We start from the raw sequence: 21760 nt of genomic DNA, 5'->3' as shown, positions 1-21760 counted from the left end.
GAGTTTAGTTTTGGCATAAAAATTGCTTTATAGGATATGGGGATGTTTATTAAGCTTTTTATTTCAAGCTAATGATGTGAATAGAGTCTGTTCATAAAACCATTCCTACAGGAAATACGATATTATCATAAGAAGATATTTATTGTGTTAAATGACACACACATCTGTAGTAAATAATACATGTGTAAAAAATGTGCTAAGGGGGCGAGAATTAAACAAAGGCTAAAATTATGAGTCATATTTAATTATGTAAATAGGTTTAATAAATAGATTTGGAGGCGTAAATATGTCAAAGAAGATGCTAAGTAAAAAGGAGCAATTCACAAAAACTGAAAAAAGCAAATTACCTCTAATTTTAGGAGGTATAGGTATCCTTGTGGTAGCAGTTATATTATTTGTTGTGTTAGGTTCTGGTGGTCAGGTGGAAGGGGAGTATTTTGGTAACGCAGTAGCACCTGCTCGTTCATATATAGGGGAATTTATCTCCATGACTCCAGTGGAACCAATTATTGAAGATGGGCAGATTAGAATATCACTTGATGAGGTAGACCAAAATAATATTATATCCTTTGAAATAGAAAACAATCAGAATGAGTTAGTTCCATTGATGGCTTATATAACACCTTCTGGACGTATCTTTGTAGGTAGTAGTATGTGCGAGCCTTGTCGAGGGAGGACATTTTCTCTTGCTGGGGAAACTTTAGTATGTGATGCCTGCAGAACCACCTATAACATTGAAAATCATGAATTTATATCAGGCTCTGTAGCATGTGGGTCATATCCTCCTGTGAATATGAACCCAACTATTGAAGACGGTATCATCATTATCGATTTAGATAGCGTATTGAACTGGAGGAGCCGTGCTTAATTTCGTATTTTGAAAAAAGGAGGAGGTAAAGTAGTGAGTAACAACAAAGACCATCAGGATGAAAATAAAGTATGGAGATATATTGGTATAGCTGTTATTGTATTGATATTTCTTGTGGGAATCAATAGATTTGGTTTTACAGGAAGAACAGATGGAATCAGGACTGGAGGCAACAGCCTGGGGGATATAGCCTTAGAATATTATTTTGAGAAATACCCAGAACAGGCTGAAAATGAAGATATAGAAGCAAGAGTAAAGAACTTTGGTTGCCATAAAGAAATTCATATTTACAATGAGGGTACCCAAGTAATGAGAATGAGCTACTTCAATGGTCAAATGTATGAGCTGGAATAGAACTGGGGTGAGTCAATGAATTTATTTCAAATCGCTTTAAATAATTTAAGAAGAAGAAAAGTTAAAATGATTTTTTTAATGCTGGGGTTAGTAGTAGGAGTTTCCACTGTAGTGGGATTTCTGAATATAATTCAAGCTATGCATCTAGAGTTAGGAGATAGGATTGATGAATTTGGTGCAAATGCCATTATTCTTCCTAGGTCGGAGGGTATGGAAATGCACTATAGTAGTACTGTTGTTTCTGATTTAACCTTTGATGTAGAGAAGCTTACCATTGAGGATATTCCAAAAATTTATGATTCTTCTGTGCAGGAATACATTAACATAGTTTCCCCTAAACTAGTAGGGGCAGTTGATGCAGGGAATCAGAAGGCCTTAATCGTTGGAGTGGAAGGAAGACAGGAGTTCATACAAAAACCTTGGTTTTCACTGCAGCAACAAGCAAACTTAGAACCAGGAGAATCGGTAGGAGACTTGGCACTGCTTGATATACCAGAGGATGGAATAGTGGTTGGTAGCTCTGCTGCCACAACATTAGGGGTGGCAGTAGGGGAACAGCTAATTATAAATAATCGGCCTTTCCAAGTATTTGGTATTTTAAATCAGTTGGGAAGTGAAGAAGACGGGTTGATTTATGCAAACCTAGAGGTTGTGCAGGACTTGCTTAACAGGCCGCAGGAGTTGTCTATGATCGAGATCTCCGCATATTGTAATGCATGTCCTATAGAAGAAATAGCCATGGGACTAGAGGATGCTTTACCCAATAGTCGAGTGATTCCTATGCGTCAAGCTGCTCTTTTTAGAGAAGAAACAATTGAGCAGTTCTCAGTTTTCGGATATGCTCTCTCAGGTATGGTTTTGCTGATTGCAGCTTTGGTGGTTTTAACCACCATGCTTTCTTCTGTTAATGAAAGGACTAGAGAAATAGGAATTTTTAGAGCTATTGGGTTTCGACGCTCCGATATTTTGAAAATTATATTTATGGAGGCAGGAATGATCAGTATACTGGGAGGCTTAGTAGGCTTCTTTTCAGGTAGCTTTGCTGCAATGTATGCAGGACCATATTTAGCTCAGCTGCAGGGAGCTATTCCAATGCAATTTCAACTCCTTTTGCCTGCCATACTTTTATCTACAGGGTTGACAATGCTAGTTAGTGTATATCCAGCCATGAAGGCTGCACAGCTTGATCCAGCTGAGGCCCTACGTTTTATCTAGTAATCTATGAGTAATTATAAATCTTTAATTATGTAATATTAGAAAGAATTATACAGATATTTTGAGGAGGCAAAAGTATGTCTGAGATTATGATCTCGTTGAGAGATATAAAGAAAGTATATAAATCTATGGGGGATGAAGTTGAAGCCATAAAAGCTGTAACACTGGATATAGAAAAAGGTGAATCTGTAAGTGTAATGGGTCAATCGGGCTCTGGGAAAAGCACTTTACTATCAATAATTGGAGCCTTAAACCCTCCAACTTCTGGAATAATTGAGATTGATGGAATAGATATTTATAAACTATCCCAGGAAAAAAGAGCAGACTTCAGACGGGAATATCTGGGATTCGTTTTTCAGCAGTTTCAACTAATTCCTTACCTGACAGCCCTGGAGAATGCAATGTTACCCTTAACTACGACTAAACGCTCCAGTAAAGAAAAGCGAGAAATGGCAGTAGAGTCACTTAACCGTGTAGGACTTGCTGACAAAATGAAACGGTTGCCAAATCAGCTTTCTGGAGGGGAACAGGAGAGGGTAGCAATTGCAAGGGCTATTGTCAATGCTCCGCCTCTTATATTGGCTGATGAGCCTACCGGTAGTCTTGATACAAAAACAGGAGATGAAATAATGGAGCTCTTTCAACAGTTAAATCAAGAGGGATTAACAATTCTTATGGTTACCCATAATCCAGAAAATACACGATATATGGGTCGTACCATTATGATGAAGGATGGAAGGTTATCAATGGAGCAAGATGATTTAGTTCAAGTAGTTTCTAATAAAAGACAGTAACGGAGGGATAAAATGCAGCTTTATCATATAACATTAAATAATCTCCGTCGACGGAAGGCTAAAATGTTCTTTGTACTTTTAGGTTTGGCAATTGGTATAGCCACCATAGTGTCAGTCTATGGTGTAGTAGAGACAATGAAAACCGAGATGACCCGACAGGTTACTGAATTTGGAGTTAATGTTGTTATTACACCAGATGCTGGTGGATTAACTTTTTCATACGGTGGGATTACCCTTCCAGAGATCATGTATGATGTAGAGCAGTTGTCCACAGAGGATGTGAGTAAATTAGATGAACTAAGCTCTAATAATATGATTAGGGTTGTTGCGCCTAAACTGATGGGAATGTATCAGCATGGACCCCATAAGGTTATATTGGTGGGTGCCAACCTATCCCAGGAATTTCAGGTGAAGCCCTGGCTACGAGTTCAAGATCAGCAGTATGGATTTCAGATAGAAGAAGCCCAGGTGGAGGCTATAGAAACTGAAGACGGAAAAAAGATGGAGTTTGAAAACATTGATCTTTCTAGGCAGGACTTGGAGCAGCTTAACATTTCTGATGGTCAAGTACTGATGGGTTCTGCTGTTGCAGCTTCGTTGAAGTTGGTGGAGGGTGACTTGATTACCCTTTCGGGACTTGAAATGGAGGTTTACGGTATTCTTGCGGAAAGTGGATCTGCAGAAGATCAGCAGATCTTTATGAATATTCCGGTGGCTCAGGAGATATTGGGACGTCCCGGTGAAATAACCATAATAGAAATGGCTGTTGACTATATGAGTGGTTCTGAAGAAGCATTGCTTTCAGAATTAAATCAAGCACTACCCCATACTCATATAACCAGCCTTCGACAGGAGACCCTGAGAAGAGATGAGATGTTGGTACGACTTGTACGTTTCGGTATGGCTATATCTTTACTAGTACTCCTGGTGGGTATGCTAGTGGTAAGCCTTACCATGTCAAACTCAGTTAGGGAGCGAACACGAGAGATTGGAGTATTCCGTGCCCTAGGTTTTCGTAAATACCATATTGCAAAAATAATCATGATGGAGGGCCTCTTAATAAGTGTTGTTGGAGGGTTAATAGGTTTCATTGGAGGAATGCTTATAGCTCGATATGCAGGGCCTATCTTTGCCGGCATGGATATCATAGTACCTTGGAGGTTTGATCTTCTACTGATTGCCACAGGACTGGCGATAGCAATTGGCTTGATATCCAGTATCTATCCTGCGTATCAAGCAGCAAAGCAGGATCCTGTTGAAGCATTACGCTTTATTTAAATATTAAATAAGATGGACGCCATTAGGCGTCTCAGACTGATGAAAAACCCCCATCTTCTTCGTTGCTGCAAAAACCCAGCACCCTTACGTATTACGTATACGTTGCAGTCGCTAGGTTTTATTGCGCCTCGAATCTGTGACTTTTTCATCAGTCTGGATATTGTTGACTTTTTCAACAACCTCGGACGCCATTAGGCGTCTCTTTTTTGTGTGGCAATAAAATTCTTGCTACATAATAAGGGGGTTTATAGTTTATTAGACTTTCCTTTACATAATTTGTATACTTATATATAATGGCTATCAGTATAGGCGGTTGAATTAAAAAAAGGGGATTAAACACGATGAAATCAATAATAAGCAAAGAGAAGAGAGTAGTTATTTAGTAGATAAATAGTTTTTTTATCTTGAAATAACCATTGAGGGGGATAAAGATGGAGGAAAAATTTTCATTGAATTATATTAAAGCCGAGGGTGGCGTAATGTTAACAATAATATTGGTTAGCATAATGATGTTAAGCAATAGTATGTTATCAACTATACCCATTATAATAATTGGTTCTTTTGTAATGTATTTCATAGGAGTTAGACCTTGGACCATATACATTGGTGCAATATTAATGCATATAATATTAGAGGTAGCTGGTGATAGAGGAAGCTTTATAATATTTGTTTTGCCAGTTAGTTTAGTTGAGATTAGTGGAGGATTGCTATTAGCATACTCTATTAAGCAATTGAAGAGTTTCAGAGGAATTAAGCAAATTATTATTTTTGTTTTTGGATTAATTCTAGTATATGGCGGAATTCTAATGCACTTTGATATCTATGGAAATCCAATAGGATTTTTAAAAGCACAGAATCGCATAAAAACATATATAATGGAAACTTATGAGGGGAAATTAGAAATAGAGAGTATTGGCTACGGGTTGAAAATGAATGATTATACTGCAAGGGTACGAAGTACTGAGGATTTTAGAAATAAAGGGGATATTACCTACTATAGAAGTGGTGGTATAGGTGACGATTATCATTTCAGAATAGAAGAAAAGCAGGCCCATGATGCTAAACAAATATTAATGAGTATGATTAAACAAAAAACTGATATTCCAATATCCGACATTAGAAGCTTATCAATATCCATAGAGCTACCCTATAACAAATATACACCAAGATCCATGTATTTGGGCGAAGAACCAATTTATGTGAGTATTACTATGGAACCTAATGCAGTTGAAGACAGGCAAGCTTACCAAGAAAAGCACGGAGAACTTCCAATACTTCAAAGCTATGAAAGTAAGGAAGCCTTTAGCAAAGAGGCATATAAGATATTAACAGTGCTTCAAGATATAGGTTGGCCTTATACTGAAATTAATATAGAATCATTTTTACCAGATGGTAACACGGCATACAACATAGTTATCACACAAGAAATAAAAATAGATAATTTAAGAGACTTAGTGGAAATAACAGAAATAGTAGATTACAACAAAAGATAACAAAACTCTATAATATCTTCTGGATTATCTTAGCTCAAAATATATGTGCATTTTTAGCTTCTATATAAAACTAAAATTTATGATCGCCATATATAATCAATTCCTTAAGCGCATTTTATATAGTTGATTTGGAATAATAAAGTCAACATGGAAAAAAATGCTGGAAGGAGCTTGCCTTAATGGAATATGTAAATATTACCTTAAGAATTATTACTATTATGGGATTGTTATTATTTCTCATATTAATGACTGGAAGAAGAAAAATCGGAGAGCTTCCTGTATTTGATTTTTTGACTATAATTATACTGGGCAACGTAGTGGGGGCAGATATTGCTGATCCTAAGGTTCCCCATATACCAACGGCTTATGCTATAACACTACTGATTGGAATACAATATTTGATAAGTAGTTTTACAATTAAAAACCGCTGGTTCGGAGGGAAGGTTACCTTTGAGCCGATTGTAATTATACAGAAGGGACAATTTATTAAGTCAAATATGGGAAAAGTAAAATATTCAATAGAAAATATATTAATGTTTTTACGGGAAAAGGGGATTTTTGATATCAATGAAGTTGAATATGCCATTGTAGAAGATAGTGGGAATGTTAGTGTAATGAAAAAATCACAACTGCAGCCCGTAACCCCTAGTGATATGAAAATTGGCGTAATTAATAAAGGCCTAACACTGCCCCTTGTTGTTGATGGAATGGCTTATGAAGAGAATTTACAAAAGCTTAATCAAAACAAAGAATGGCTATTAAATCAATTGAAAATGAATAATATTAATAGCTTTGATGAAGTATTTTATGCTGAAATTAATACAGAAGGAAAATTATCGATATCTAAAGCTACTGAATCTAATAACTTTATGAAGGATTTTCGAATTCTATAAAAGATAAAAAGTCAATGTTGTAAAATAAAAGCTCAGCTTATAGCTGAAATTTTCATTTTTCCTCCTCAATAGACTTAATGGTTTTTCCCGCAGGAAGATTTAACATTCTACTTTTAGGCTCATAAATTTTTTGTGAAGCATAAATTCCATGATGTCCTGAAAATATAAAGCTGATTAGACAGGCTATAAAGAAATATGTAATACCTTTCCCCTCAAACATCTCCATACTAAGTATAAAGGCAGAGACAGGAGTATTAGTAGCTCCTGAAAACACTGCGATCATCCCCAATGCCGCAAGAAATGAGGGTGGTAATCCTACTACGCTAGATAGGGTATTTCCTAAGGTTGCTCCCATAAAGAAGAGTGGGATTACTTCACCACCCCTGAAGCCAGTCCCCATTGTGATTGCAGTAAACACCAGTTTAGCTAAAAAAGATAAAGGGGGCACATGCCCATCAAAAGCCCTTTCAACCATTGGTAAACCACGACCAAGATAATCCCTAGAGCCTATTGTATAGGTCAATACTATAATGATGATCCCTCCAACAAAGGCTCTCAGCATTAGGTTTTTCATGTATTTATCTGATAAGCGCTTTACCTCATGTCTTAATTGACTATACATAACACTGGTAAAACTGAAAATAATGGATAAGCCAATAATTTTCAACAGGTTAATTGTATTAATATCTGGTACACTTTTAATAATAAAATGTTCGTGTTCAATTCCCCATGCTGTTGCTACATAATGGCCTACAAAGCTAGCAACTAAGCAAGGAATTAAGGCTTCATATTTGGTTTTTCCTATAACTATAGCCTCCATGCCAAAAAGTGTTCCTGCTAAGGGTGTACCAAAGGCAGAGCCAAAACCACCACTTATTCCACTTATAATTAGAATGCTTCGGTCAATTTTGTTGACCTTGAATAGCCTATTTACACCTTCAGATATACTGGCACCCATTTGGATGGCAGCACCTTCTCTTCCTGTAGAGCCACCAAGAAGATGAGTAATGAAGGTACAGAGGAATACTATAGGACCCATCCTTAGGGGAATTTTGCCTTGTTCATGATGAATATGCTCTAGAATCAAATCGTTGCCTTTGCGGGAACCTTTACCGTAGTACATATAAATATAACCTATAACTATACCACCAATGGGAAGGAAAAATAAGGTGACTGGATTAGCTTCCCTCACCTCTGTAAGAAAATCATTGAAGTTTATTAGAAGAGCTGAAGTAGAACCAACGATTATGCCTATAATGCTCCCCCATAACACCCAGCTGGAAAGGGTTAAAATAAAGGTCTTATGTCTAATTCTTGTTGTGGTATTAAAAAATTTACTAATTAAGCTTGCCATATAGTAGGTCTCCTTGTATTTACTGCCTTCTATCAAAAACTAGTTTTGTCTATACAACTCATTATTTAGGCTCAGGTACTCTAATCTACCGCTAAGAAATGCCATATGCTTATCTATATCAGCCTTCATACTGTTAAACATATCCTTTGCCTGTTGATCTTCTGTTGAGTGTGCCATTACGGCATAACTTCCCTTTACAGCTTCACAATATGCAATGACCTTTTCTAAATCGCTTTGAACTGTCAACAGAGTCACCTCCTGTTTTTTATTTCATAACAAGCTAAAATTAGTTTAACCAAACTATTCTTAAAAATTTCACACATTATGTTGCCTTATCCCAGTACTATAATTGAAAGCACATTTATAATAGATAGCAGAAACTACAAACAAGATAGGATATATACAAATATACAAATTGTAAGAGTTTTAAGATTTAGGTAACCTAGGAAGTTTTTCCTTCATATATTGTATAAATTAGAATTTACCAATAATGGAGGGGAATTATGGATAGATTAATATATTCAAGTACTGCAGTTGAATACATAAGATTTAACAACCAAAACATTCAAAACACAATAGTTAATAAGAACAAAATACCAATGAGAAAGCTACAAAAAAATGGTGCCAGCTGCCTTATCCAGGAGAAAAGGGACCACCAAAAGGAATAGATCCAACGGCTGGGTCATGGCCATTATTCTTCTTGAAAAGAAGTAGAAATGGCAGATTTATAGGAATAGACGGCAAAGTTATTCGATTTGATCTAGAACATCCAGATAATATCGATTTCTGTAATGAACTATCGGTTGTAAGAAAAACATTAAGTGAAATTACAAGGCATCAAAAAGAAATAGCTGAATATTGGGGGGATGGACCTGCTACTAAACAATGGACACCTATTATTGATAGGCTGCTGGATACCTATGACATTAGCCCAGCCCATGCAGCACGGGTGCTTGCAGTAGTTCAGGCTGCAATTAACGATGCCTTTGCAATTACTTGGCACTACAAATATCTTTGGAATATTCCTCGACCTATTCAATTGGATCAGAAGCTAATTACGGTAATTTGCACACCTGTTTTCCCGGCATATCCATCAGGTCATTCTGTTATATCAGGTACTGCAGAGGTTATACTGAGCTACTTTTTTCCAACAGAGGCTGGGCAGTTAAAGAAATTAGCAGAAGAAAACTCTATTTCACGGCTTTACGGTGGAGTACACTTTCCTTCAGATTTGAGGGAAGGGCTGCGACTTGGAAGGCATATTGGACGGCTAATTGTGGATAGTATAAAGCGTCAGCGTGATGGAAATAACCAGCCGGTTGATGTACCATCAATTCATGACCTACGGGCTAATCTAAACCCGCCACCATATCATCAGGTTATACCATATCCATCTAGGGTGAGACTTTGCGATTTCCCTCTAGTACCTTTGGATTTTAAAGATAATAATCCTATTTAGACTAACCCTATATATACCCCACAACAATAAAGCTAAGTATTTTTATTGTTGTGGGGTATTAGCATGATTATTTTAGTAGGTATATCTTTAAACAATTGTTTAATTTATTTAAATTTCAAGTGATTGACAATCCAGTTATGGTTAAAAACTAATATCTCTGATACAATAATGGTAAATAAGAAACCACCTATAAAACTAAAAGGGATGATTGCTTATGGGTTTAATGAGGATTGCTTCTAATGTTCAAAATATCTCTGAGGCTATAGCAAGTGTAATTAAAGTGGATGTGACGGTTGTAGATAGTCAATATATTAGGGTTGCAGGCACAGGCTCATATCGTGAAGGGATAGGAGAACGAGTAAATGAAAATTCAGTATTTGGAGTAGCTATTAAAAAAGGTGAAAGCTTTATTATAGAAAATGCTGGGCAACATGCTGTATGCCTACAATGTTCCGATGCAAATAATTGTAAGGAATATGCAGAGGTGTGCTGTCCCATTAAGATTAACAATGAGGTTATTGGAGTAATAGGATTAATAGCCTTTGAAGAAAAGCAGAGGGATGAAATTTTATATAATCAAAACAATTTAATTGTATTTTTAAATAAAATGGCAGATCTAATATCTTCAAAGCTATTGGAGCAGAACAGTACAGATAAACTAGAAATTTTAGCTAAGGAAATGGAAATTGTTTTGAATTCAGTTAATAAGGGGATTTTAGCCGTAGATGAGGAGGGGAGAATATTGCGCTACAATCAAAGTGCCCTTAAGCTCTTTCAAGTTAAAGAAGAAGAAATTATGAAAACTAATATAAAGGACTTTATTGGGCTTGCCACCTTTGAATCTCTTATTAATCAAGAGTATAAAGTGAAAAATAAGGAATTCGCCTATAAAAAAGGGAAATACCATCTTAGAGGGGTTTTTGATACAAATCCAATTAGTATTAATAATGAAAGCTTTGGTATTGTGTTTATTTTTAGTAAGCTTTCGGATGTGTTAAGTACCGTTAATGACATTTCTACGGGGACAATTTCTACTGACTTTGATGAAATAATTGGGGAGAGCGTGATTTTTAAGGAAGTTAAGCTGGAAGCGAAAAAGGCTAGTCAATCAACTTCAACTATTCTGATACAAGGAGAAAGTGGAACCGGTAAGGAATTATTTGCCAGAGCAATTCACTTTAACAGTGATAGAGCCAAGGCACCTTTTATTCCAATCAACTGTGCTGCTATTCCAGAGCAGCTACTTGAAAGTGAACTTTTTGGATATGAAGAGGGAGCCTTTACTGGAGCTAAGAGGGGAGGCAAGGCAGGAAAATTCTTGCTGGCAACCAGAGGAACTATTTTTTTGGATGAAATTGGAGAAATGCCTCTTCATCTACAGACTAAGCTGCTAAGGGTTTTGCAAGAGCAGATGATAGAAAAAATCGGTGGAAAAGAGTTAATCCCAATTGATGTAAGAGTCATTGCAGCATCCAACAAGGAATTAGAAAAGAAGGTGTTGGAGGGTGAATTCCGTCAGGATCTATTCTATAGAATAAACGTCATTCCTTTGCAAATTCCATCCCTGCGACAAAGAAAAGAAGATATTTCTACTTTGGTGGATTATCTACTAAAAAAGTGTAACAGTAAATTACGAAAGAATATTAGAGAAATAGATTCCATGTCTCTAGAAATCTTCATGAAATATAATTGGCCTGGAAATGTAAGGGAATTAGAAAATACTATTGAATATGCTGTTAATATGTGTAATGGTAGTGTAATTACAAAGGCGGATTTACCGAAGAGATTAATTAATAGAGATATGCCATCAAATATAACCAATGAGTGCTCTATTACTTCAATAAAGGAACTGGAAAAAAGAGAGATACAAAAAGCAGTTTCATATTTCAGTAGCAAGAAACATAATATCGCTGACGCTGCTGAGGCCTTAGGGCTAAGCAGAGCAACCTTATATAGAAAAATAAAAGAATATAATATAAAAACAGTCTCAGAATGATTATAAATCTCATTTTGAGACTGTTTTTATATTGAACAATCTCATTTTGAGAATTTAAAATGTCAAAATCCTTGTATTTCAATACCTCTACCATTGGCATAGTTTTTGCGTATATACATTATATAATATCGCAGTGAATGGGGGAGAGAATATGAAACTGGAAGATTTAATTGTTGACATATTAAAGATGGAGGTAGTACCTGCTATAGGGTGTACAGAGCCGGTGGCAGTAGCCTTAGCCTGTGCAAAGGCCAAAGAATTATTAAATGATAAAGAAATAGCCAGTATAGAAGTGCTGGTTAGTCCCAATATTTTCAAAAATGGCCTAGCCGTTGGAGTACCACCTACAAAGGAGGTGGGGCTTCCTATAGCAGCAGCACTGGGTTTTGTGGGAGGATCATGTGAAAAGGGATTACAACTGTTGGAAGGCATTGAAAAGAAAGAAATAGAGCTTGCTAAAGCTTTGTTGGATTCTGGGAAAGTAAAACTAAATATAAAGAATACCAATGAAAAAGTTTATATAGAAGTAATCCTTTATTCAGCAAAGGACTCAGCTAGAGTAATAATAAAGGGAAAGCATAATAATTTCGTCTACCTAGAAAGACAAGGTCATATAATAGAAGACCGACTGATGGAGAATGACGAGGGTATGGAAAATGATAACAGCCTATATAAGATGAAAATAAGTTCCATTGTGGAGGCTATAGAAAAAATACCCCACAAGTCAATTGCTTTCATGCTGGAGGGCTTATATATGAATGAAAAGGTAGCAATGGAAGGATTACAAAAAAATATAGGAATGGGAGTAGGATATACTCTTTATAAAAATATAAGAAAGGGTATATTATCTGATGATTTTATGAATAATGCAAAGATGTTAACGGCAGCAGCCTCGGATGTGCGAATGTCTGGTTTAAAGCTACCAGTGATGAGCAGTAACGGCAGTGGCAATAACGGATTAACTGCTATACTACCAATTGTAGCCTATAATTGGAAATTTAATGTACCTGATGAAAAGCTTGCTAAGGCTTTGGCCATGAGTCACATTATAAACAGCTATATCAAGAATTATATTGGTAGATTATCTGTTTTATGTGGATGTGGGGTTGCTGCAGGAACCGGGGCAGCAGTAGCAATAACCTGGTTAATGGGGGGAAAGACAAGTCATATAGAAGGCGTTATAAAGAATGTTTTAGGAGATATTAGTGGAATGGTATGTGATGGTGCAAAGGTAGGATGTGCTTTAAAGCTTTCGACGTCTGTATCATCTGCCATACAAGCAGCCCTTCTAGCTATAGATAATCAAGTTATTCCTGCAGGGAATGGAATAATAGCAGAGACTGTAGAGGATACCATTAAAAATTTAAAAATACTATCTGAAGGTATGAATGGTGCTGATGAAGTAATTCTCCAGGTTATGCAGGGGATGCAAGCTGCAAGAACGGTTAAGAACTTAAAATTTTTATAATTGGATGATAAAACATATGTAAGTAACTATCTTATTATTAGAGGGCTATTTCCCGACAGCCCCTTTTCGATTATTTTTCAAAACTACCATATAGTAAATCGATAAATGCGAATGAGTATAAGCCTATTAATTTGAAGGAAGTATTGTAGTATATATACTTGAGTGGATACATTCAATATTTAAATTTACTTCAAGCTGGCCGGAAGTATTGTTTAAAAATGCACGTTGATAACGAGGGCATAATTGCTTAAATATAATAGTTCTTTTCTTATAGTCAATATATGTTATTTCAATTGTATAGCTATAAATAGCTATGGCTAAAAAGCGGTCGTCTAATTGAGAAGGAATTAGATTTTTCTTAAGCTTTATATTTTTTATATTACAGGAAATAATTTTTTTAGGCTCCCGTGGAATATTTATTATAAGGATATTATCCTCTAACTTGTAGCATGAATCAAGTAATCTTTTAGTTTTTATACATTCAATATTTGATGGGATTAATTCAACTGATGGAAGGTGTTCTGATGACATGGTAAAAGTAGGGACTAACATGGAGAGCTGCTGTAAAATGTTAAAATGAACACATTCCTTAATAACAACAAGTATATTATGTGCAGGTGTGAAATCCCGGCCAATCCCAGTATACTCCGTGGCTTATGGCAATGCTTTTTTTTTGGACTATAGGATAGGCCAAAGAGAGAATGAAATATATAGCATAATCAAAGGACATGGAGTTTTCATAGAAAGCCATATTTAATTCAGGAAAAGTATTAACCTCTGTTTTATTGCTTGGAATACCACGTATCTTAACTCCATCGAATTCCTTAGTCCAGTTATCTCCAATTTGCCAGACCTCTACATTAAGTCCTAAGTCTCTCAACAATTTACAGATATCTACCTGATAACGTTCTGCCCCTCCCATAATTATTCTATTACTGTTAGCTTCATTTCTAACTATCATCATGGAAGTCAGTTTTGGCATATCTGGTCACCTGCTTTTATATTATAGAGAATATCTTTAAAGGTTAATTTAGCTTTTGTTGGATAGATTATGATTCATTTATTAAATTTGATACCAACAATATATAAAATATTGGATCTATAAAAAAATGAAATAAAAAATACTCTAAGCTAAATTTGTAATAATAAAGAAGTAATTATTCTATTATAATTTTGTAAGAGGTAAAAAACTCCTGGGAGGCAGAAAGTTTCTGAATACCCGCCTTCTTTTCTATGAGGTCAGCGCCATTCTCAAAATCGGCTATACCATACCATGGTTCTATACATACAAATGGTGCCATTGAATCCTTTGAAGCTGAGGATTTTGACCATATACCTACGTATGGAAAGCCTTGAAATTCAACACTTATTCTATTTCCACCATTTATATTATACAAAGAGATCATTTCCAATCCACTATAGATTATTGCATCATTTGTAAACAAGCTACTATCAATAGTAAGCTCATTGGGATTATCGATATATTTCCTACCCTTGATAAAGGGCGGGTTCATAATATATTCATAGATCTTATCATTTCCCTTTAAAACCAATCTGTAACTATTTAATTCTTCTTTGCAATTATGAGGAACACTGAATGCAGGATGCCCTCCTATTGAAAAATACATTGCTTTAATATCATTGTTCTTTACATTCCAGCCTACAATTAAAGAGTTGTTTTTAATTATATAACTTATGATCAATTGAAATTCATATGGATATATGTTTTTTAATTCAGGATTTTGCTTTAAATGATAAACAAGCTTATCATTGGTTTTTTCTACAATTTCAAATTTACTATCCCTTGCAAATCCATGCTGGTGTATATTTCTTTTCTGCCCATCAATCTTTATCTCATCATTTCTAAGTTTACCAACAATGGGAAACAACACTGGAGCTACTCTACCCCAATATTTCTTATCTCCACTCCATAATACGTTATTATTACTAGTCTTTGAAAACAGGTTTGTAAGTTCAGCGCCATTTTCATCCACCTCAACCAAAAGGTGTTCATTCTCCAGTATTTCTTTTCTCATATCATCCTCTCCCCTTACATTTTATCCTCGTATTTTTGCTTCTAAAATCCTATATGTTTTTTGGAGACATATTTTCAATTACATAATTAAAATATTCCACATAGTGTTGTTGATCTCCTATACACTGCTGTAATAAATTTTTCGTTTCTTAGAATATAAATCATTTACATACAAACGTAAAAAAACAACTAATAAATGTTGTTGATATTGAAGACTTTCAAACAGGGGATGGCTACAGCCTTATGGTAGGATTATGAAAAGGTTACATATGAAGAAGGTCATCAATCGCGGATGAATAACCCTATTTGATATAATTGTAGTTAATTGCCAATAATAGTATTTTGGTGCATGGTCATGATAACCCTTTTATCCCTGTATATCCCTGGCATTGTACCCCATAAATCCAAAAACAAAAAGGACAAGTGAAATAGCAGTCAATACAAAGAATTTGGTGAAATCAAGATCTTCAATTGGTACTTTTGGAATATTACCGAAGGGTGATAACCTACCCATATAATCGGGAAATTGAAGTAATCCACCCAGGTATACTACAAAGAATGAATAACCTAGGTATAGCCAGGTTAAACCCGTTGCCCTCGGTACAAACCCAATAAGTAATAATGCTACACCTATCATAATCCACATTGCTGGTAAATAAACCATTGCAGCATTGAAGAGTGTTCCAAAAGGAATCGGATTTTCCATTACTCCTGTTCCAGCAGACCATAGACCTAATACAGCCAGTAACAGACTTAAAAATCCAAAAACAATAGAAATAAGAAAATAGCTTCCCATTATTCGTGTACGGGATACTGCTCGGGCCAGTAAATGCTCTGTATGATTTTTTTTCTCCTCGCCCTTTAGCTTTAAAATCATCATAAGAGATGGAATCGTACAAATTATGGAGATAACTGTCATCAACATAGTTAAATATTGTGCCGTCAACGAAAAGCCTTCGATAGGAGATAATAACTCCCGCATCATTTCGTTACCTTCAAAAAAGGCCTCTAAATCACCTAACACCGATCCATAAGAAGAACCTAAAATGAACATACCAATTGCCCAGGCAATTATACCTGTACTTTGAAGTCTTATTGCTAGACCAAGGGGACTTTGTAAAAAGGATGAAGCGGTTTTTCTGCCAGGCTTTGCAGGTAATAAACCAGATTCTAAATCTCGGATTGCATTTAAGTAAAGAGCAAGGGCCAAAAGAGCAAGTGCTATACCTACTGTTAGTAAAATGGGCCACCAGTAATTATTAACGTACACTTCAGTACGTAAAATCCAACCTAGGGGTGAAAACCAAGAAAGAGCTTCGTTGCTGATGTCGCCAACTGCACGAATAAGATAAGAGACTCCTAATAATGAAAAGGAGAATCCAATGGTTCCTCGAGAATTTTCTGAAAGCTGGGCAAATAATGCAGTGACGGCCGTGAAAAAAATACCTGTTGCACCTAATGCAGCTCCATATAATAGTGAGCCTTCCAAATCTATACTTTCAATACCTAGAGCGTATAATGACAAACCTATGATGATGGCTAAGAGCACATTCGTTCCAAATAAAACGTAGGTGGCTGCACTTAAATTTGATAAACGGCCAACGGGGAGAGACCGAATCATTTCGATACGGCCTCCCTCTTCATCAGTACGTGTATGGCGGGTAACAAGTAAGATACTCATGATTGCCACAGCTATAGCAGTGAAAAGCAACATTTGATGGGCCAGCATCGCTCCAAAAGTATAGTTATCTAATCCAAATCCAGGTCCTAGCATTGCAGTCATTGCAGGGTTTAGCATTGTTTCTGCAATTATCTGTCTTTCCTGTGATGTAGGATATAAACCTGGGAAGGTGGTGGCAGTGATAATTGTCATAAGAGTTATAGAAATCAACCAAATTGGAATGCGGATACGGTCACGACCCACTATTAAGCCAGCAATCTTTCCAGTATTATAATACAACTCCTTTGACATTATGACTCATCTCTCCCTTTATTGGTATTTTCCCCGACACCTTCATAATGGCGCATAAATAAATCTTCTAATTTAGGTGGTGCGCTCTCTAGCCGCATAATTTCAAATTGACTTACATATTTAATGATATTACCTAATTCTTCACTATCTACCTGGAATGAAAGGGCTTGCCCCTTTTTTTCAATATCGTGAACACCTATTATTTCACTTAATGACTTAATTGGTTGTTTAGTTTCAACAAGTAAACTTGTTCTTGTTAAATGACGTAGCTCACTTAAGGTACCTGTTTCAATAATTTTACCCTGACGAATGATTCCAATCCTATCACACAATCTTTCCACTTCAGACAAAATATGACTGGAAAGTAAAACACTTTTTCCTGATATTTTTGCATCCATTACACATTCCTGAAAGATTTTTTCCATCAATGGATCAAGACCTGATGTTGGTTCATCTAAAATATAAAGATCTGCTTCTGACGAAAAAGCAGCAATTAATGCAACTTTTTGCCGGTTGCCCTTTGAATAGGTTCTGCATTTTTTGGATGGATCTAAGTCAAATTTCTCGATGAGCTCTTCTCGGCGGCTTTTGTTATTGGAACCCCGTAGCTTTACAAATAAATCGATAATTTCACCACCGGTGAGGTTTGACCATAGATTTACATCACCAGGTACATAGGCAATTTGCTTGTGAATATCAACGGCATCACTCCAGGCGTCTTTATCAAAAATCTTCGCTTCACCCCCACTTGCCTTTAAGATACCCAGTAATACACGGATTGTGGTGGACTTACCCGCACCATTTGGACCGATAAAGCCATAAACTTCTCCCCTGCTGACTTCTATGTTAACTCCATTTAAAGCAGTAAATTTACCAAATCTTTTCGTTAAATTAGTTGTTCTTAAAACCGTCATTATGCAACCACTCCCTTATATATAAATTATTTTCTTTAAAAGAGCTGGATATGCATAGATTATAAACCTAGTAATATTTTTAGTTTATTAAAAAATTACTACTTAGGGTCTAGATTTAGGAAAAATTTCACTTAAGAAAGCAAATTTTATGGTTATAAAAAAAAGAGTATTGCAAATATTTTGTATTAGTGCTAGTATATAGTTAAATTGTTAAACAATTAAACCATATAACAATATAACAATATATTATGAAGGGGTGGTTAGATGGTAGGTATGGATATTACGCGTGTAAGTCATGATAGACTTTCGGATAAGATTGTCAATCAGATTATTAATATGATACGGGAAGGCAGCTTAAAGCCAGGAGACAAGCTACCGAATGAAACAATTTTATCTGAGCAATTTGGGGTGAGCAGGGGAATACTGAGGGAGGCATTAACCCGTTTGCAATCTCAGGGATATATACGTAGAAAACCCAAAGACGGTACTTATATTCAGGATGATGCTCAGAATAAGCTAATGAATGAATCGGTGGATGAATTGCTGAAAAAAGCTACCTATAGCGATTTGTTAGATTTTAGAGAAACACTTGAATTGAAGATGATTGAACGAGTTATTGAGCGGGCAGGTGATGAAGAGATTGAAGAGCTATTTGATGTACTTGGGGTTGCAGATAACGAAGAAATTCAGCATAATATGGATCATTACTTCCATTATAAGCTGGCACAGGCATCCAGAAACATCTTCTTTATGAACTTTATTGATACCTATTACGATTTAATCAGTGAGATTGCCAATAGGAGCCATCGTGATCAAGAGAGACGCAATCAAATTGCTGAAGAGCATCTTGCCATTGCTACTGCCATTGCTAACAGGGATAAGGCTGCAGCAAGGAAAGCAGTACTCCATCATATGAGGATGGTGGATAAAAAAATTGAGAGTATGAAATAAGCATAAGGAGTAGGGAAAATGAAAAAGCATATTAAAATTCTGTCACCCTGTGGTATTTTGGGATATGGATTTCCTCCAGAATCCTTTGCAAATGGAATGAAAGAGAAGCCTGATGCTATTGTCGTGGATGCAGGCTCCACAGATGCAGGACCCCATAAATTGGGGGCCAGTACTGCAATTGTAAGCCGTAAGGCCTGTAAGAAGGATTTGGAGTTTATAATCACGGCTGGTTTTAAAAATAACATTCCAGTGATTATTGGCTCGGCAGGTGGAAGCGGTGCAAGAGCACATGTAGAATGGACTCTCGATATAATAGATGAAATTATTACTGAAGGTAAGCTTTCTCCACTTAAACAAGCTGTCATTTGGGCAGATATTCCAAAGGATATTATTCAGCAGCATATGAGGCAGGACAAGGTTATCCCCTTAGGAAATACAGTACCAGTTCTTACTGATAAGGCTTTAAAGGAAACCACCAGTATTGTTGCACAGATGGGTACAGAGCCTATTTTAGAAGCATTGGGATGTGGTGCACAGTTGATTGTTTGCGGTAGAGCCTATGACCCGGCACCTTTTGCGGCTGTAGGTATATTCCATGGTTTTGATAAGGCCTTGGCATATCACATGGGTAAGGTATTGGAATGTGGCGCTCTATGCTGTGAGCCAGGCACTACAAAAGATTGTATGATGGGTGTCCTTTATAATGATAACTTTGAGGTGTACTCAACAAATCCGCAGCGCAAATGTACACCTGTAAGTGTAGCAGCCCATACCTTTTATGAGAAGGATCATCCTTTTATTTTACATGGCCCTGGTATTGTTCTAGAGTTAGAGGACTGTGACTTTATCGATGTCGGTAAAGGGCGGGTTCGTGTAAGTGGCAGTAGAATAAGCAGTACACCAGTTTATGAAGTGAAGCTGGAGGGTGCCCGCAGGGTAGCCTATAGAAGCTTTGTTGTGGCAGGCGTCCGAGATCCCATTCTTGTGGAAAAGATAGAAGAGGTAGAAGAATTGGTGAAAAACAGTGTAATGGAACAATACCAGGAAATCCCCCAAGATCAATATGAGATCAACTTTTACAACTACGGCAAAAACGGAGTGATGGGAAGCTTAGAAACAAATAATACTATCTCTCATGAACTGGGAGTAGTGTTTGAGGTTATTGCTAGAACCCAAAGTGACGCTTCTGCATTGTGCAGCTCAGTTCGTTCCACCTTTATGCACTATGGATACGATGGAAGAAAATCTACAGCGGGTAATCTGGCGTTTCCTTTTGCACCAAGTGATGTGGAGTTTGGTGCAGTATACGAATTTTCAGTATACCATCTTATGGAAACGGAGAATGGAAAAGTGTTATTTCCCATTGAATACAGAAATAAATAGGAGATGCCAATATGAACAAACTTATAGATTTAGCTAAAATACTAAGAAGCAAAAATAGTGGTCCCTTCGAAATTACATTAGATATACTGTTTGATAATCCTGAGTACTATAACAGAGTTGTAAAGAGTGGAGTTATAAATGTTGAAACCATTTGTCAGCTATATAATTTAGAACCGAAAGACATAAGCAATATTATTTTTTTTGAAAAAGCCTTTGGCATTAAGATTACATACAACAGAACTGTTTCATCAGGTACCTTCCGTGATCGTGATGTGTACGGTGCGCAACAGCATGCCCCGCTGATGGATATTGTCATTCCATAAAGAGGAGGATTGTTATGAATGTAAAAGAAAAGAGAGAACCTCCTAAGATAAAGGGAAGAAGAGGGTTCACTAGTGTAAAAGAAACTAGAGCTTTTTATAAAGAAAAGCTGAAGCACAGCCTAGTATGGAGGCGTCTAAGGACTGACTTTATGCTATATATTATTCTAACGCCTACAATATTATATTTTCTGATATTTCGACTTTGGCCAATTATGGGGATGAGGCTGGCCTTTTACGAATATAAAGCCCGAAGTCCATGGGTATTTGTGGGGTTGAAGTACTTCCGAATGATTTTCAGAACCTCAGCCTTTATGGATATTTTGAGTAATACTCTAATAATAAGCTTTATGAAATTTGTTCTTTTGTTCCCTTTTTTCGTATTATTTGCCATCATACTCAATGAGCTGAGGGTAGCGGGTTTTAGAAAATATGTGCAGGTGGTATCATATATGCCTCACTTTTTATCATGGGTTGTAATAGCTGGAATCTGGATTGCAGCACTGGCGCCATCCACTGGTTCAGTGAATCAGATCCTGGGAATTTTTAATCTGCCATCCATAGATTTTATGACGGATAAAACAAAAATACGTTGGATTTTAATGTTGTCGGAGGCATGGAGAAGCATTGGTTGGGATTCTATCTTTTACTACACGGCCATTCTTAGTATTCCGCCAAGCTTGTATGAGGCTGCAGAGATTGATGGTGCAAATCGCTTAAGTATCATTAGATATATAATATTGCCCGCCCTTGTAACTCCAATGGTTACAGTGTTTATTTTGAACCTAGGCTTCTTTCTCAATGCGGGCTTCGATCAGGTGCTTAACTTCTCCAATGATGCTGTATTAAGTACCACTGATATTTTAGATACCTATATCTACCGGGTAGGTATTCAAAATGCACAGTATTCACTATCAACAGCTGTAAGCTTGATTAAAGGAGTCGTAGGTGTATTTCTTGTACTGACAACCCATTTAATTTCTAAAAAATTTACTGGAAAGGGAGTGTGGTAA

At 36.4% G+C, this 21760-nt stretch carries 22 protein-coding genes; 15 read left to right on the top strand and 7 right to left on the bottom strand.

Going from position 1 to position 21760, the window contains the following annotated elements; translation table 11 throughout:
* The first annotated feature begins 286 nt into the window (after positions 1-286).
* The 7 genes from BLP68_RS07605 (at position 287) to BLP68_RS07575 (ending at position 6895) form a co-directional block, all read left to right on the top strand.
* Entirely contained in the window at positions 287-868 is a 582-nt protein-coding gene (locus BLP68_RS07605; RefSeq protein ID WP_091541963.1) for a Fe-S-containing protein, read from the top strand.
* Between the two features lie 33 nt (positions 869-901).
* Positions 902-1222 carry a hypothetical protein gene (locus BLP68_RS07600; protein WP_091541961.1) on the top strand — a complete coding sequence of 107 codons (321 nt, stop codon included), beginning with the start codon at positions 902-904 and terminating at the stop codon, positions 1220-1222.
* Positions 1223-1237: 15 nt separating this feature from the next.
* Positions 1238-2437, top strand: coding sequence for an ABC transporter permease (locus tag BLP68_RS07595; protein ID WP_091541958.1), 1200 nt, complete (start codon positions 1238-1240; stop codon positions 2435-2437).
* 77 nt (positions 2438-2514) lie between these two features.
* Positions 2515-3231, top strand: coding sequence for an ABC transporter ATP-binding protein (locus BLP68_RS07590; protein WP_091541956.1), 717 nt, complete (start codon positions 2515-2517; stop codon positions 3229-3231).
* 12 nt (positions 3232-3243) lie between these two features.
* Positions 3244-4509: an ABC transporter permease gene (locus BLP68_RS07585; protein WP_091541954.1), complete on the top strand. Its 1266-nt coding sequence runs from the start codon at positions 3244-3246 to the stop codon at positions 4507-4509.
* 431 nt (positions 4510-4940) lie between these two features.
* The gene (locus BLP68_RS07580) at positions 4941-6002 is read left to right on the top strand and encodes a YfjL-like protein (protein WP_091541951.1); all 1062 of its coding nucleotides are present in this window, start codon (positions 4941-4943) and stop codon (positions 6000-6002) included.
* Between the two features lie 179 nt (positions 6003-6181).
* Positions 6182-6895 (top strand): YetF domain-containing protein, encoded by a 714-nt coding sequence (locus BLP68_RS07575; protein WP_091541949.1) that lies wholly within the window; start codon positions 6182-6184, stop codon positions 6893-6895.
* A gap of 52 nt (positions 6896-6947) precedes the next feature.
* On the opposite strand, the gene BLP68_RS07570 is transcribed toward BLP68_RS07575, so the two are convergent.
* Together BLP68_RS07570 and BLP68_RS07565 are read right to left on the bottom strand one after the other, a co-directional pair.
* The gene (locus BLP68_RS07570; RefSeq protein WP_091541947.1) at positions 6948-8249 is read right to left on the bottom strand and encodes a voltage-gated chloride channel family protein; all 1302 of its coding nucleotides are present in this window, start codon (positions 8247-8249) and stop codon (positions 6948-6950) included.
* Positions 8250-8288: 39 nt separating this feature from the next.
* A complete protein-coding gene (locus BLP68_RS07565; protein ID WP_242876935.1) occupies positions 8289-8504 on the bottom strand; it encodes a DUF1657 domain-containing protein in 216 nt (71 codons plus the stop codon).
* Between the two features lie 248 nt (positions 8505-8752).
* Between BLP68_RS07565 and BLP68_RS21685 the strand changes: the two genes are divergently transcribed.
* The 4 genes from BLP68_RS21685 (at position 8753) to BLP68_RS07550 (ending at position 13172) form a co-directional block, all read left to right on the top strand.
* Positions 8753-8917 carry a hypothetical protein gene (locus BLP68_RS21685; RefSeq protein WP_176758911.1) on the top strand — a complete coding sequence of 55 codons (165 nt, stop codon included), beginning with the start codon at positions 8753-8755 and terminating at the stop codon, positions 8915-8917.
* 32 nt (positions 8918-8949) lie between these two features.
* A complete protein-coding gene (locus BLP68_RS07560; RefSeq protein WP_176758910.1) occupies positions 8950-9708 on the top strand; it encodes a phosphatase PAP2 family protein in 759 nt (252 codons plus the stop codon).
* A gap of 214 nt (positions 9709-9922) precedes the next feature.
* A complete protein-coding gene (locus BLP68_RS07555; protein WP_091541940.1) occupies positions 9923-11704 on the top strand; it encodes a sigma-54-dependent Fis family transcriptional regulator in 1782 nt (593 codons plus the stop codon).
* A 151-nt stretch (positions 11705-11855) separates the two neighbouring features.
* A complete protein-coding gene (locus BLP68_RS07550; protein ID WP_091541937.1) occupies positions 11856-13172 on the top strand; it encodes an L-cysteine desulfidase family protein in 1317 nt (438 codons plus the stop codon).
* A gap of 126 nt (positions 13173-13298) precedes the next feature.
* Here BLP68_RS07550 and BLP68_RS07545 read toward each other — a convergent pair whose 3' ends face one another.
* From BLP68_RS07545 to BLP68_RS07525, 5 genes are all read right to left on the bottom strand, one after another.
* Positions 13299-13724 carry a hypothetical protein gene (locus BLP68_RS07545; RefSeq protein WP_091541935.1) on the bottom strand — a complete coding sequence of 142 codons (426 nt, stop codon included), beginning with the start codon at positions 13722-13724 and terminating at the stop codon, positions 13299-13301.
* A gap of 55 nt (positions 13725-13779) precedes the next feature.
* The gene (locus BLP68_RS07540; RefSeq protein ID WP_242876934.1) at positions 13780-14154 is read right to left on the bottom strand and encodes a hypothetical protein; all 375 of its coding nucleotides are present in this window, start codon (positions 14152-14154) and stop codon (positions 13780-13782) included.
* Between the two features lie 175 nt (positions 14155-14329).
* The gene (locus BLP68_RS07535; protein ID WP_091541933.1) at positions 14330-15208 is read right to left on the bottom strand and encodes an aldose 1-epimerase family protein; all 879 of its coding nucleotides are present in this window, start codon (positions 15206-15208) and stop codon (positions 14330-14332) included.
* Between the two features lie 366 nt (positions 15209-15574).
* Positions 15575-17179, bottom strand: coding sequence for an ABC transporter permease (locus BLP68_RS07530; RefSeq protein WP_091541931.1), 1605 nt, complete (start codon positions 17177-17179; stop codon positions 15575-15577).
* Positions 17179-18093: an ABC transporter ATP-binding protein gene (locus BLP68_RS07525; protein ID WP_091541929.1), complete on the bottom strand. Its 915-nt coding sequence runs from the start codon at positions 18091-18093 to the stop codon at positions 17179-17181. Before BLP68_RS07525 ends, BLP68_RS07530 begins: the two co-directional genes overlap by 1 nt.
* Before the next feature lie 264 nt (positions 18094-18357).
* Between BLP68_RS07525 and BLP68_RS07520 the strand changes: the two genes are divergently transcribed.
* The 4 genes from BLP68_RS07520 to BLP68_RS07505 are packed head-to-tail and all read left to right on the top strand — an operon-like array spanning position 18358 to position 21760.
* Positions 18358-19044, top strand: coding sequence for a FadR/GntR family transcriptional regulator (locus BLP68_RS07520; RefSeq protein WP_091541926.1), 687 nt, complete (start codon positions 18358-18360; stop codon positions 19042-19044).
* An 18-nt stretch (positions 19045-19062) separates the two neighbouring features.
* A complete protein-coding gene (locus BLP68_RS07515) occupies positions 19063-20427 on the top strand; it encodes an acyclic terpene utilization AtuA family protein (RefSeq protein WP_091541924.1) in 1365 nt (454 codons plus the stop codon).
* Between the two features lie 11 nt (positions 20428-20438).
* Positions 20439-20750, top strand: coding sequence for a DUF4387 domain-containing protein (locus BLP68_RS07510; RefSeq protein WP_091541922.1), 312 nt, complete (start codon positions 20439-20441; stop codon positions 20748-20750).
* Positions 20751-20764: 14 nt separating this feature from the next.
* Positions 20765-21760, top strand: coding sequence for an ABC transporter permease (locus BLP68_RS07505; protein ID WP_091541920.1), 996 nt, complete (start codon positions 20765-20767; stop codon positions 21758-21760).

This window comes from Alkaliphilus peptidifermentans DSM 18978 (assembly GCF_900101495.1).
GTDB classification, from domain to species: Bacteria; Bacillota; Clostridia; order Peptostreptococcales; family Natronincolaceae; genus Alkaliphilus_C; species Alkaliphilus_C peptidifermentans.
Note: the sequence above shows the minus strand (reverse complement) of the source record. Positions and strands in the feature narration are given on the sequence as shown.

What these genes read in the sequence shown, in the direction of transcription:
- BLP68_RS07545 (WP_091541935.1), bottom strand. Translation starts at nt 13,724, where the DNA reads ATGTTAGTCCCTACTTTTACCATGTCATCAGAACACCTTCCATCAGTT.
- BLP68_RS07555 (WP_091541940.1), top strand. Translation starts at nt 9,923, where the DNA reads ATGGGTTTAATGAGGATTGCTTCTAATGTTCAAAATATCTCTGAGGCT.
- BLP68_RS07540 (WP_242876934.1), bottom strand. Translation starts at nt 14,154, where the DNA reads ATGCCAAAACTGACTTCCATGATGATAGTTAGAAATGAAGCTAACAGT.
- BLP68_RS07595 (WP_091541958.1), top strand. Translation starts at nt 1,238, where the DNA reads ATGAATTTATTTCAAATCGCTTTAAATAATTTAAGAAGAAGAAAAGTT.
- BLP68_RS07515 (WP_091541924.1), top strand. Translation starts at nt 19,063, where the DNA reads ATGAAAAAGCATATTAAAATTCTGTCACCCTGTGGTATTTTGGGATAT.
- BLP68_RS07530 (WP_091541931.1), bottom strand. Translation starts at nt 17,179, where the DNA reads ATGTCAAAGGAGTTGTATTATAATACTGGAAAGATTGCTGGCTTAATA.
- BLP68_RS07605 (WP_091541963.1), top strand. Translation starts at nt 287, where the DNA reads ATGTCAAAGAAGATGCTAAGTAAAAAGGAGCAATTCACAAAAACTGAA.
- BLP68_RS07505 (WP_091541920.1), top strand. Translation starts at nt 20,765, where the DNA reads ATGAATGTAAAAGAAAAGAGAGAACCTCCTAAGATAAAGGGAAGAAGA.
- BLP68_RS07570 (WP_091541947.1), bottom strand. Translation starts at nt 8,249, where the DNA reads ATGGCAAGCTTAATTAGTAAATTTTTTAATACCACAACAAGAATTAGA.
- BLP68_RS07550 (WP_091541937.1), top strand. Translation starts at nt 11,856, where the DNA reads ATGAAACTGGAAGATTTAATTGTTGACATATTAAAGATGGAGGTAGTA.
- BLP68_RS07585 (WP_091541954.1), top strand. Translation starts at nt 3,244, where the DNA reads ATGCAGCTTTATCATATAACATTAAATAATCTCCGTCGACGGAAGGCT.
- BLP68_RS21685 (WP_176758911.1), top strand. Translation starts at nt 8,753, where the DNA reads ATGGATAGATTAATATATTCAAGTACTGCAGTTGAATACATAAGATTT.
- BLP68_RS07525 (WP_091541929.1), bottom strand. Translation starts at nt 18,093, where the DNA reads ATGACGGTTTTAAGAACAACTAATTTAACGAAAAGATTTGGTAAATTT.
- BLP68_RS07580 (WP_091541951.1), top strand. Translation starts at nt 4,941, where the DNA reads ATGGAGGAAAAATTTTCATTGAATTATATTAAAGCCGAGGGTGGCGTA.
- BLP68_RS07510 (WP_091541922.1), top strand. Translation starts at nt 20,439, where the DNA reads ATGAACAAACTTATAGATTTAGCTAAAATACTAAGAAGCAAAAATAGT.
- BLP68_RS07535 (WP_091541933.1), bottom strand. Translation starts at nt 15,208, where the DNA reads ATGAGAAAAGAAATACTGGAGAATGAACACCTTTTGGTTGAGGTGGAT.
- BLP68_RS07575 (WP_091541949.1), top strand. Translation starts at nt 6,182, where the DNA reads ATGGAATATGTAAATATTACCTTAAGAATTATTACTATTATGGGATTG.
- BLP68_RS07590 (WP_091541956.1), top strand. Translation starts at nt 2,515, where the DNA reads ATGTCTGAGATTATGATCTCGTTGAGAGATATAAAGAAAGTATATAAA.
- BLP68_RS07520 (WP_091541926.1), top strand. Translation starts at nt 18,358, where the DNA reads ATGGTAGGTATGGATATTACGCGTGTAAGTCATGATAGACTTTCGGAT.